The sequence below is a fragment of the Pseudomonas sp. GW821-FHT11D10 genome (assembly GCF_058808435.1).
In genome coordinates, this window is the sequence record NZ_JBXARR010000002.1 from 651,285 (window position 1) to 663,660 (window position 12,376).

Sequence of the window (12,376 nt, forward strand, 5' to 3'; positions counted from 1 at the left end):
CGCTACAGATCCAGCACCAGCGGCTGGGCACTTTGTGCTGGCACCGCGCAGCAGATCAGTACCTGCCCTTCCTCCGGCACTTCCGCCGGAGGCTGTGGATAATTCACCGCGCCGCTGATCAGCCGCGTCTTGCAGGTGCCGCACGAACCACCGCGGCAACTGAATTCCGGACGCAGGCCGCGGCTTTCCGCCAATTCCAGCAAACTGCCGCCATCGGGCTGCCAGCGCGCCTCCTTGGCCGAACGCTCGAACACCACCGGCACCGAGGTGGTCGCGGCGGGCAATTGCTCGATCACGATCGCATCCGGATCGGGTTGGCGCTTGAGGGTCGAAGGGCCAAAGGTTTCCGCGTGAATTTGCCCGTCCCGCACATCCAGTTCGCGCAAAGTGTCGTAGATCCCCTGGGTAAAACCGCCGGGTCCGCAGAGCACGAAGTCAACCTGATCAAAGTCCTCGACGGTCAACAGATTGCGCAATAGATCGCCATCGATGCGGCCGCGGACGTCGAAATCCTCGCCTTGCACCAGATCGTCCTCCGGCTGGCTGAGCACTCGCAACACCTTCACGGCGTCACCGGCATCCTCCAGCAATCGACCCAGCTCCGCGCGAAACGGCTGGTCGGCAAGGCTGCGAGAACTCTGAACAAACAGGGTCGGACGAATCCGCCGAGTCCGCAGGCCCTGATACACCACCTCACGCAGCATCGACAGCAACGGCGTGATGCCGACCCCGGCAGCGAGCAGCACCAATGGTTTGCGCTCCAGCGCCGCCACGGTGAAATGACCCTGTGGAGAACGTGCCTCCAGCACATCGCCGACGCGAATCTGTTCGTGAAGGTGCGTCGATACCCGCCCTTCGCGTTTCACACTGATCCGGAAGAAATCATCCGACGGCGCGCCCGACAGGCTGTAAGTTCGGATGTGCACCTCCCCATCGAGGTTGAACCGCAACGGCAGATGCTGCCCGGCCAGGAACACCGGCAGCCCCGCGCCATCATCCGGCTCCAGATAGATCGAGCGGATGTGGCGGCTTTCCTTTTCAATCCGTGTCACGCGCATCGGACGCCAGGCATCCCCCAGCGCTTGCGCCTGCAACCGCGCATCGGCCTGGGCCCAGGTGCCGGTCAGCAGGCTGGTGGGCGACATACCGTCGAAGCGCCAGCGCAGAGCCAGTGCCGCCGGACGTCGAACCAGTTTCTCCACTTCAAATGTCCACAAACGCTCGGCGCCCTGAAAGGCTTCGATTTGCGGCGCGTCGAGAATCACCTCGGTGCGGCCGCTAAGCTGCAACATATCGCCTGTGGAAAAGTCGATGAACAGCAGCCCGGCCAAGGGATTGAGCAACAGATTGCCGAGGGTATTGAAGTGCAGGTTGCCGGCAAAATCCGGGATCGTCAGGCGATTACCTTCGATCCGTACGAAACCAGGCTGGCCGCCCCGGTGGGATACATCGACTGAACGTTCACCTTCGACATCAACGTAACTGGCGACAAAGAAGGTGTCGGCGCTTTCGATCAGCGCAATGGCGGCGTCATCGAGGCTGTCACGGTGTTCAACCTTGCGGGTCTGCGGATCCGTCAGAGGCACCCGCTGAAACTGGCGCAACTGAATGTATTGCGGGCAGTTACCGAACGACTGATCCACCGTCAGCGCAAAACCGTCCGCACCAAGGCTGCCGATATGGCCATTGAGCCGATTGCGCCGGCGGGTATGCAGCTCGATACCAAGCAAACCGATCGCGGCGCCAGGCTGCAACTGCGCCGGATCATCGGCAGCCGGCAAGCTGGCGAACTGCAGTTGCGTTGGCTCGGGAGAGTGAGCGAAACCCGGTTCGCCCTCCAGCACACTGGCCCAGGGATGACCCTCGGCATCCACCGCGCCGTACAACATGAAGGGCAGTTGCTGATAGAACTGACGGTGCTGATCCGGCATCCAGGTGCGAATCACCTTACGACCGAATTCCGCCATGCGTTCGGCAACGCCGACATGGGCCTGCAACTGTTGCTCGCCAGCGTGCCACGGTGAACGTTCCATCTCGGCCTCTCCCCTGCACCGTTGGCGCAGTGTGGATGATCAATGTCAGGCGGTGGTTTGCAGGCCGGCGACGGTGCGCGGCATGCCGACAAAACCGGGCAACGCCTCGATACGCGCCAGCCAGGCGCGAACGTTGGCGTAGTCGTCCAGCGACACATTGCCTTCCGGCGCATGGGCGATGTAACTGTAGGCCGAGACATCGGCGATGGTAGGCTCAGCGCCGGTCAGGTACGGGGTTTTGCCCAGTTCCGCATCCATCACCTTGAGAAAGTTGTGCGCACGGGTGATGACTTCCTCGGCGTTGAATTTTGCCCCGAACACCGTGATCAAGCGTGCGGCAGCGGGTCCGAAGGCAATCGGCCCGGCAGCCGCCGACAACCAGCGCTGTACATGCGCGGCGCCGACCGGATCGCTTGGCAGCCAGCGACCGTTGCCGTATTTCTGTGCCAGATAAACGAGAATCGCGTTGGAGTCGGCCAGCACCACGCCGTTGTCATCAATGGCCGGCACTTGCCCGAAGCTGTTGATCGCCAGGTAACCGGGCTGCTTGTGCTCGCCTTTGGCGAGGTCGACAAACACCAGCTCGGTCGGCAATTGCAGCAGGGACAACATCAGCTCGACGCGATGGGCGTGGCCGGAACGCGGGAAGTTGTAGAGTTTGATCGCTTGCATGGTCGACTCCGCTGAACGATTGCGCCGTTCAGGATGGACGGCGGCCGTGGCAGCTATCTTCCACCTATCGCGAAAACAACAGAATCACCAGCAAATGCAATCCATTATTTCTTTGGGTGAAATAAAGCCGCATTTTTCAGGGCGGGGTGTTCACGCAATGCGTTCACCATGAAATCGACAAAACTGCGCACCCGCGCCGGCGCCTTGCGCCCGCCCTGATACACCACGTGGATCGGCAGCGCAGGCAGTTCGAACTCGGCGAGGACGATTTCCAGTTCACCGGAAGCGACCTTGCCGGCCACCTGATAAGACAGCACCCGGGTCAGCCCCAGGCCCAGCGAGGCTGCCGTGATCGCAGCCTGATTGGCGGTGACCACCAGACGTGGCTCCGGTTTTACGCCAATCAGTTCACCGTGTTCCATGAACGGCCAACTGCGCTGCTGGCCGATGGCCGATGTCGCCACCACCGGCGCCCCGGCCAGGGCCTGTGGATGATTCGGCCGGCCATGAATCGCAAAGTACTCCGGCGAACCACAAATCACCCGCCGCACCTCACCGACCCGGATCGCATGCTGATTGCTGTCCGGCAACTCCCCAATGCGTACTGCGACATCGACGCCCTCCTCGACCATGTTCACCACCCGGTCGAGCAACAGGGCATTGATGGAAACGTCCGGGTATTGCGTCAGATAACGCGCCATCACCGGCGTGACGAACTGTTCGCCGAATAAAACCGGCGCCGTCACCGTCAACTGCCCACGGGGCTGGGTATGACTGCCGGCAGCGGAGTCCTCCGCTTCCTGCACCTCGGCGAGAATTCTCCGACAGTCTTCCAGATAACGCAGACCCGCTTCGCTCAAATGCACGCTGCGGGTGGTACGGATCAACAACTGCGTACCGATCCGCTGCTCCAGCGCCGCCACCGCCCGGGTCACGCTGGCCGCCGACAAACCCAGGCGCCGCGCGGCAGCGGAGAAGCCCTGCTCCTGGGCGACGATGGCGAAAACCTGCATTTCCTGGAAGCGATCCATGGTGCCCTCGATCCGGATAAAAAAATCGCAGCTGAAGCTGCGATTTTATGGGGTGATTCATCTGTGGATAACTTATTCCACCGTCACCGACTTCGCCAGGTTGCGCGGCTGGTCCACGTCAGTGCCCTTGAGCACAGCAACGTAGTACGACAGCAGTTGCAGCGGAACGGTGTAGAGGATCGGCGACAGGATGTCGTGGATGTGCGGCATCTGCACCACGTGGGTGCCTTCGCCGTTGGTCATACCGGCTTTTTCGTCGGCGAACACGATCAGTTCGCCGCCACGGGCGCGGACTTCCTGCAGGTTGGACTTGAGCTTCTCCAGCAATTCGTTGTTCGGTGCAACGGTAACCACCGGCATGTCGTTATCCACAAGCGCCAGCGGGCCGTGTTTCAGTTCGCCAGCTGGATAGGCTTCGGCGTGGATGTACGAGATTTCCTTGAGCTTCAAGGCTCCTTCCATCGCCACCGGGAATTGCGCGCCACGGCCAAGGAACAGTGTGTGGTTCTTCTCGGCGAACAGCTCGGCAATCTTTTCCACGGTGCTGTCCATCGCCAGGGCTTCCCCAAGGCGGGTGGGCAGACGGCGCAATTCTTCGACCAGCCTGGCTTCGACGCCATCGGCCAGAGTGCCACGTACCTGGCCCAGAGACAGTGTCAGCAACAGCAGACCCACCAGTTGCGTGGTGAAGGCTTTGGTCGAGGCCACGCCGATTTCACGACCGGCCTGGGTCAGCAGGGTCAGGTCGGATTCACGCACCAGCGAACTGATGCCGACGTTGCAGATCGCCAGGCTGGCGAGGAAGCCCAGTTCCTTGGCGTTGCGCAGGGCGGCCAGGGTGTCGGCGGTTTCGCCGGACTGGGAGATGGTGACGAACAGGGTATCCGGCTGCACCACGACTTTGCGGTAGCGGAACTCGCTGGCGACTTCGACCTGGCACGGAATGCCGGCCAGCTCTTCGAGCCAGTAACGGGCAACCATGCCGGCGTGGTAACTGGTGCCGCACGCCACGATCTGCACATTGCGCACCTTGGCGAACAGCTCGGCGGCTTGCGGGCCGAAGGCTTGTACCAGAACCTGATTCTCGCTCAGACGCCCTTCGAGGGTGCGTTGCACCACGACCGGTTGCTCATGGATTTCCTTGAGCATGTAGTGGCGGTACTCGCCTTTTTCTGCGGCTTCGGCGCCATCGCTGTACTGCACGGTCTGGCGCTCGACGGCATTGCCGGTCACGTCCCAGATCTGCACGCTGTCACGGCGGATCTCGGCGATATCGCCCTCTTCCAGGTACATGAAGCGGTCAGTGACCTGACGCAGAGCCAATTGATCGGAGGCGAGGAAGTTCTCGCCCAGGCCCAGGCCGATCACCAACGGGCTGCCGCTGCGGGCAGCGACCAGACGATCAGGTTGCTGCGCGTTGATCACCGCCAGACCGTAAGCACCGTGCAGTTCCTTGACGGTGGCCTTGAGGGCGACGGTCAGGTCGTGCAGATCCTTGAGTTTGTGGGTGAGCAGGTGGGCGATGACTTCGGTGTCGGTGTCCGAGGTGAACACGTAACCCAGCGCCTTGAGTTGTTCACGCAGCGCTTCGTGGTTTTCGATGATGCCGTTGTGCACCACGGCGATGTCGCCGGAGAAATGCGGGTGGGCGTTACGCTCGTTCGGCGCACCATGGGTTGCCCAGCGCGTGTGGGCAATACCGAGGCGACCGACCAGTGGGTGCTCGGCGAGCGCAGCATCCAGTTCACTGACCTTGCCCACCCGGCGCATACGCTCGAGGGTTCCGTCGTTGGTCAAGACAGCCACGCCTGCGCTGTCATAGCCCCGGTATTCCAGACGCTTGAGGCCTTCGAGCAGGATGGCGGTGATATTACGTTCAGCAACGGCGCCGACAATTCCACACATGCTTATTTCTCCTGACTGACAGTCGCGCAAATCAAGTTGATACCGCGAGCCTGAATCTGATCCCGTGCCTCTGAAGGCAGGCGATCATCGGTAATTAGGGTATGGACGCTGCTCCATGGCAGCTCCAGGTTGGGAATCTTGCGGCCGATCTTGTCGGCCTCGACCATCACGATCACTTCCCGCGCCACTTCTGCCATCACCCGGCTCAGGCCGAGCAATTCATTGAAGGTGGTGGTTCCGCGCACCAGGTCGATGCCATCGGCACCGATAAACAACTGGTCGAAGTCGTAAGAGCGTAGTACTTGCTCGGCGACCTGGCCCTGAAAGGATTCCGAGTGCGGATCCCAAGTGCCGCCCGTCATAAGCAGCACAGGCTCGTGTTCGAGCTCGCTCAGGGCGTTGGCCACGTGCAGGGAGTTGGTCATCACCACCAGCCCCGGCTGTTGGCCGAGCTCGGGGATCATGGCGGCGGTGGTGCTGCCGCTGTCGATGATGATGCGAGCGTGCTCGCGGATGCGTTTGACCGCAGCCCGGGCAATCGCCTGTTTGTATTTGGAAACGTTGAGGCTGGTGTCCGCCACCAACTCCTGCGGCATGGTGATCGCCCCGCCGTAGCGACGCAGCAGCAGGCCATGACTTTCCAGGGCGGCGAGATCCTTGCGAATCGTAACTTCCGAAGTTTCGAAGCGCTTGGCCAGTTCATCCACACTCACCTCGCCCTGCTCATTGAGCAAAGCCAGAATGTTGTGACGGCGCTGAGGTGTGTTGCGTTTCGACATGGCTGATTAAGTTTCGATTCGAAAGATAACGGAAGCAATCAAAACCTATCAGCCGTAAATCGTCAAGACGACGCGCATAAAAAAAGACCGCTGGCGGCGGTCTTTTTGTGATTGGAGCGTTGTGGATAACTCAGCTCTTCTTGATCTTCTCCGGCCGCTTCCAGCCATCGATGTTCTTCTGCCGCGCACGGCCAACGGCCAATTGCGCGTTATCCACATTCTGGGTGATGGTCGAACCGGCAGCGGTGGTTGCACCGGCGGAGATATCCACAGGCGCCACCAACGAGTTGTTGGAACCGATGAACACGTCCTCACCCAACACGGTTTTCCACTTGTTCGCGCCATCGTAGTTGCAGGTGATGGTGCCGGCGCCGATGTTGGTGCGTGCACCGATCTCGGCGTCGCCCAGATAGGTCAGGTGTCCGGCCTTGGCGCCCTCGCCCATTCGCGCGTTCTTCAGCTCGACAAAATTACCCACATGAGCGCGGGCCTCCAGCACGGTGCCAGGACGCAGACGGGCAAACGGGCCGGCATCGCTGCCTTCGCCCAAGACCGCGCCTTCAACGTGGCTGTTGGCCTTGACCACCACGCCTTTGCGCAAGGTGCTGTCCTTGATCACACAGTTCGGGCCGATGACCACGTCGTCCTCGATGACGACCTTGCCTTCGAGAATCACGTTGATGTCGATCAGTACATCGCGACCGACGGTCACTTCGCCACGTACATCAAACCGGGCGGGATCGCGCAGGGTGACGCCCTGAGCCATCAGGCGACGACCGGCGCGCAACTGGTAATGACGCTCCAATTCGGAGAGCTGTTTGCGATCGTTGGCGCCCTGCACTTCCATCGGGTCGTGCGGTTGCTCGGTGGCGACGGTCAGGCCGTCGCTGACCGCCATCTCGATCACGTCGGTCAGGTAATACTCGCCTTGAGCGTTGTTGTTCGACAGGCGACTCATCCAGTCCGCCAGACGGTTGGCCGGCACCGCCAGAATGCCGGTATTGCCTTCGGTGATCGCCCGCTGTGCTTCGTTGGCGTCCTTGTGCTCGACGATAGCGGCAACCTTGCCGTCGGCGTCGCGAACAATGCGGCCGTAACCGGTCGGGTCGTCCAGCTCGACAGTGAGCAAGCCCATCTGCCCGGGTACAACGTGCTTGAGCAGACGCTGCAGGGTTTCGACTTCGATCAACGGCACGTCGCCGTAGAGAATCAGTACGGTATCGGCGGTGATGAACGGAACAGCCTGGGCAGTGGCGTGGCCGGTACCCAGTTGCTTGTCCTGCAAAACGAAATTCAGATCGTCAGCGGCCAGACGCTCGCGTACCACATCGGCGCCGTGGCCGATGACCACGTGAATGCGCTGTGGATCAAGTTGACGGGCGCTGTGGATAACATGACCAAGCATGGAATCACCAGCAATCGGGTGCAGCACTTTTGGCAGCGCGGAGCGCATGCGGGTGCCTTGACCGGCCGCGAGGATTACGATTTCAAGAGACATGACTGGCTACCAATCCTGGGTGGTCAGCAACTGCGACCGGGTTTTTGAAAGTCGGAAAAGAAAAAAGGGTAGCCGAGGCTACCCTTTTTTATCAATCGCACAACAAGTGGCTGACGGATTAACCGCCAAACTTCTTGCGGATCTGCTGGACGGTGCGCAGCTGAGCTGCAGCCTCGGCCAGACGTGCGGATGCAGCTCCGTAGTCGAAATCTGCGCTCTTCTCATGCAGAGCAGCTTCGGCAGCCTTGAGAGCTGCTTGAGCCTGAGCTTCATCCAGGTCGGCGGCACGTTGCACGGTATCGGCAAGCACCTTGACCATGTTCGGCTGAACCTCGAGGAAACCACCGGAGATGTAGAACACCTCGGCTTCCCCGCCTTGCTTGATCAGGCGGATCGGACCTGGCTTCAGATTAGTGATCAGCGGCGCGTGGCCCAGAGCGATACCAAGATCACCCAGAGCACCGTGCGCAATCACCATCTCGACCAGGCCGGAAAAGATTTCTCCTTCCGCGCTGACGATGTCGCAATGGACTGTCATAGCCATCTGATTGCCTCAACCTAAATTAGCGCCCGTTGCCGGGCGCCTGGATTACAGTTTCTTGGCTTTCTCGATCGCTTCTTCGATGCCGCCGACCATGTAGAACGCTTGTTCTGGCAGGTGGTCGTAGTCACCGTTGAGGATGCCTTTGAAGCCAGCAATGGTGTCTTTCAGGGAAACGTATTTACCCGAAGCACCGGTGAAGACTTCAGCCACGAAGAACGGCTGCGACAAGAAGCGCTGGATCTTACGAGCACGGTTTACCAACTGCTTGTCGGCTTCCGACAGCTCGTCCATACCCAGGATCGCGATGATGTCCTTCAGCTCTTTGTAACGCTGCAGCACGTACTGAACACCACGAGCGGTCTCGTAGTGATCGTTGCCGATCACGTTCGGGTCCAGCTGACGCGAAGTCGAGTCCAGTGGGTCTACCGCCGGGTAGATACCCAGGGAAGCGATGTCACGGGACAGAACGACGGTGGCGTCCAGGTGAGCAAACGTGGTCGCTGGCGACGGGTCAGTCAAGTCGTCCGCTGGTACGTATACGGCCTGGATCGAAGTAATCGAACCTTGCTTGGTCGAAGTGATGCGCTCTTGCAGCACGCCCATCTCTTCAGCCAGGGTCGGCTGGTAACCTACTGCCGAAGGCATACGGCCCAGCAGTGCGGATACTTCGGTACCGGCCAGGGTGTAACGATAGATGTTGTCGACGAACAGCAGAACGTCGTTACCTTCGTCACGGAACTTCTCGGCCATGGTCAGACCGGTCAGCGCTACACGCAGACGGTTTCCCGGTGGCTCGTTCATCTGACCGTAGACCAGGGCTACCTTGTCGAGAACGTTGGAGTCCTTCATCTCGTGGTAGAAGTCGTTACCCTCACGAGTACGCTCACCCACACCGGCGAACACGGAATAACCGCTGTGCTCGATGGCGATGTTACGGATCAGTTCCATCATGTTTACGGTCTTGCCTACACCGGCACCACCGAACAGACCGACTTTACCGCCCTTGGCGAACGGGCAAACCAGGTCGATAACCTTGATGCCTGTTTCCAGCAGCTCGTTGCCACCGGCTTGTTCAGCGAAGGAAGGAGCGGCGCGGTGGATACCCCAGCGCTCTTCTTCGCCGATCGGGCCAGCTTCGTCGATCGGGTTGCCCAGTACGTCCATGATCCGGCCCAGAGTCGCTTTACCGACCGGTACGGAGATGGCTGCGCCAGTGTTGTTGACGTCCAGACCGCGCTTCAAGCCTTCGGTGGAGCCCATCGCAATGGTACGAACCACGCCGTCGCCCAGCTGCTGCTGAACTTCCAGAGTGGTTTCGGCGCCTTGAACCTTCAAGGCGTCGTAGATGCTCGGTACGCTGTCGCGTGGAAATTCCACGTCGATAACGGCGCCGATGATTTGAACGATACGTCCGCTACTCATAGCTGGATCCTCTGAATATTTGAACCGTTAAACCGCGGCAGCGCCGCCGACGATTTCCGAGATCTCTTGGGTGATCGCAGCCTGACGCGCCTTGTTGTAGATCAGCTGCAAATCGCTGATCAAATCACCGGCGTTGTCGGTAGCGTTCTTCATCGCGATCATCCGCGCAGCCTGTTCAGCCGCGTTGTTCTCGACCACCGCCTGGTACACCTGCGACTCCACGTAACGCACCATCAAGCCGTCAAGCAGCTCTTTGGCGTCTGGTTCGTAGAGGTAGTCCCAGTGGTGCTTGAGTTCTTGATCCGGGGTCGCCACCAGTGGAATCAACTGCTCCACGGTAGGCTGTTGCGTCATGGTGTTGATGAACTTGTTGGATACCACGGACAGGCGGTCAATACGGCCGTCCAGATAGGCATCCAGCATCACCTTGACGCTGCCGATCAGATCATTGATCGACGGCTCTTCACCCAGGTGGCTGATAGCTGCAACGACGTTACCGCCGAAGTTGCGGAAAAAGGCCGCACCCTTGCTACCAACGACACACAGATCGATCTCGACGCCGTTTTCGCGGTTTACCGCCATGTCCTTGACCAGGGCCTTGAACAGGTTGGTGTTCAAGCCGCCGCACAGACCACGGTCACTGCTCACCACGACATAACCGACGCGCTTTACTTCGCGATCGATCATGAACGGGTGGCGGTATTCCGGGTTGGCGTTGGCCAGATGCCCAATTACCTGGCGGATACGCTCCGCATAAGGACGGCTAGCAGCCATGCGCATTTGTGCCTTGCGCATTTTGCTGACCGCCACTTTTTCCATGGCGCTGGTAATTTTTTGCGTGCTTTTGATGCTCGCAATCTTACTGCGAATCTCTTTTGCGCCTGCCATGTAACACCTATCAGGTTAGCAAGCGGGAGCCTTGCGGCTCCCGCTGCGGCTTACCAGGTTTGGGTGGCCTTGAACTTCTCGATACCAGCCTTCAGGCCAGCGTCGATTTCGTCATTGAAGTCACCTTTAACGTTGATCTTGGCCATCAAATCGGCGTGATCGCGGTTGAAGAAAGCGATCAGCGCTTGTTCGAAGCTGCCGATCTTGGTGATTTCGATGTCGGTCAGGAACCCACGCTCAGCGGCATACAGCGACAGCGACATGTCGGCGATCGACATTGGCGCGTATTGCTTCTGCTTCATCAGCTCGGTAACGCGCTGACCATGCTCAAGTTGCTTGCGGGTCGCTTCGTCCAGGTCAGAAGCGAACTGGGCGAATGCCGCCAGTTCACGGTACTGAGCCAGAGCGGTACGGATACCACCGGACAGCTTCTTGATGATCTTGGTCTGAGCGGCACCACCCACACGGGATACCGAAACACCGGCGTTCACTGCAGGGCGGATGCCCGAGTTGAACATGGCCGATTCCAGGAAGATCTGACCGTCGGTGATGGAAATCACGTTGGTCGGAACGAACGCGGAAACGTCGCCAGCCTGGGTTTCGATGATCGGCAGTGCGGTCAGGGAACCGGTTTTGCCGGTCACTGCGCCGTTGGTGAACTTCTCTACGTACTCTTCCGAAACGCGGGATGCGCGCTCCAGCAGACGGGAGTGGAGATAGAACACGTCGCCTGGGTAAGCTTCACGGCCTGGTGGACGGCGCAGCAGCAGGGAAATCTGGCGGTAAGCCACTGCTTGCTTGGACAGATCGTCATAAACGATCAGCGCGTCTTCACCGCGGTCGCGGAAGAATTCACCCATGGTGCAACCGGAGTACGGAGCCAGGAATTGCAGTGCTGCAGATTCCGAAGCGCTCGCTGCAACGATGATGGTGTTAGCCAGTGCACCGTTTTCTTCCAGCTTGCGAACCACGTTGGCGATGGTCGATTGCTTCTGACCGATTGCCACGTAGACGCAGAAAATGCCGCTGTCTTTCTGGTTGATGATCGCGTCGATCGCCAGAGCGGTTTTACCGATCTGACGGTCACCGATGATCAGCTCACGCTGGCCACGGCCGACAGGGATCATGGCATCGACAGCCTTGTAGCCAGTCTGTACAGGCTGGTCTACCGACTTACGCCAGATCACGCCCGGAGCAACTTTCTCGACCGCGTCGGTCTCGGTGTTGCCCAGTGGACCTTTGCCGTCAACAGGGTTACCCAGTGCGTCGACAACGCGACCCAGCAGTTCCTTACCAACCGGAACTTCGAGGATGCGGCCGGTGCACTTGGCGCTCATGCCTTCAGCCAGAGTCGTGTATGCGCCCAGTACAACGGCACCTACGGAGTCTTGCTCCAGGTTGAGGGCCATACCGTAGACGCCGCCCGGAAACTCGATCATCTCGCCGTACATGACGTCGGCCAGACCGTGAATCCGCACGATACCGTCAGATACGCTGACGACAGTGCCTTCGTTACGGGCTTGGGAGGTCACATCGAGCTTTTCGATGCGGCCCTTGATAATTTCACTTATTTCGGAAGGATTGAGTTGCTGCATTGCTCTGCT

At 59.8% G+C, this 12,376-nt stretch carries 10 protein-coding genes; all 10 read right to left on the reverse strand.

All coding sequences use genetic code 11. The features are described 5' to 3' along the window. Positions 1–2: 2 nt before the first annotated feature. The 10 genes from AC1RT4_RS09400 to atpA all read right to left on the reverse strand — a co-directional run bounded on the left by AC1RT4_RS09400 (position 3) and on the right by atpA (position 12,367). Entirely contained in the window at positions 3–2,033 is a 2,031-nt protein-coding gene (locus AC1RT4_RS09400) for a 2Fe-2S iron-sulfur cluster-binding protein (protein ID WP_493085175.1), read from the reverse strand. Between the two features lie 45 nt (positions 2,034–2,078). After that, the gene (locus tag AC1RT4_RS09405) at positions 2,079–2,705 is read right to left on the reverse strand and encodes a glutathione S-transferase family protein (protein WP_493085177.1); all 627 of its coding nucleotides are present in this window, start codon (positions 2,703–2,705) and stop codon (positions 2,079–2,081) included. Between the two features lie 104 nt (positions 2,706–2,809). After that, the gene (locus AC1RT4_RS09410; protein ID WP_493085179.1) at positions 2,810–3,736 is read right to left on the reverse strand and encodes a LysR family transcriptional regulator; all 927 of its coding nucleotides are present in this window, start codon (positions 3,734–3,736) and stop codon (positions 2,810–2,812) included. A 72-nt stretch (positions 3,737–3,808) separates the two neighbouring features. After that, positions 3,809–5,641 carry a glutamine--fructose-6-phosphate transaminase (isomerizing) gene (gene glmS, locus AC1RT4_RS09415; RefSeq protein ID WP_493085181.1) on the reverse strand — a complete coding sequence of 611 codons (1,833 nt, stop codon included), beginning with the start codon at positions 5,639–5,641 and terminating at the stop codon, positions 3,809–3,811. 2 nt (positions 5,642–5,643) lie between these two features. Beyond that, entirely contained in the window at positions 5,644–6,420 is a 777-nt protein-coding gene (locus tag AC1RT4_RS09420) for a DeoR/GlpR family DNA-binding transcription regulator (protein WP_493085183.1), read from the reverse strand. Positions 6,421–6,550: 130 nt separating this feature from the next. Beyond that, positions 6,551–7,918, reverse strand: coding sequence for a bifunctional UDP-N-acetylglucosamine diphosphorylase/glucosamine-1-phosphate N-acetyltransferase GlmU (gene glmU / locus AC1RT4_RS09425; protein ID WP_493085185.1), 1,368 nt, complete (start codon positions 7,916–7,918; stop codon positions 6,551–6,553). Between the two features lie 118 nt (positions 7,919–8,036). Further along, complete coding sequence (locus AC1RT4_RS09430; protein WP_007954164.1) at positions 8,037–8,462, reverse strand: F0F1 ATP synthase subunit epsilon; 426 nt, start codon at positions 8,460–8,462, stop codon at positions 8,037–8,039. A gap of 45 nt (positions 8,463–8,507) precedes the next feature. Further along, positions 8,508–9,884 (reverse strand): F0F1 ATP synthase subunit beta, encoded by a 1,377-nt coding sequence (atpD, locus tag AC1RT4_RS09435; RefSeq protein ID WP_007954162.1) that lies wholly within the window; start codon positions 9,882–9,884, stop codon positions 8,508–8,510. Positions 9,885–9,911: 27 nt separating this feature from the next. Further along, positions 9,912–10,772: a F0F1 ATP synthase subunit gamma gene (gene atpG / locus AC1RT4_RS09440; protein ID WP_007954161.1), complete on the reverse strand. Its 861-nt coding sequence runs from the start codon at positions 10,770–10,772 to the stop codon at positions 9,912–9,914. A gap of 50 nt (positions 10,773–10,822) precedes the next feature. After that, on the reverse strand, positions 10,823–12,367 hold the full coding sequence (atpA, locus tag AC1RT4_RS09445) for a F0F1 ATP synthase subunit alpha (RefSeq protein WP_011336716.1): 1,545 nt from the start codon (positions 12,365–12,367) through the stop codon (positions 10,823–10,825). Positions 12,368–12,376: the final 9 nt, after the last annotated feature.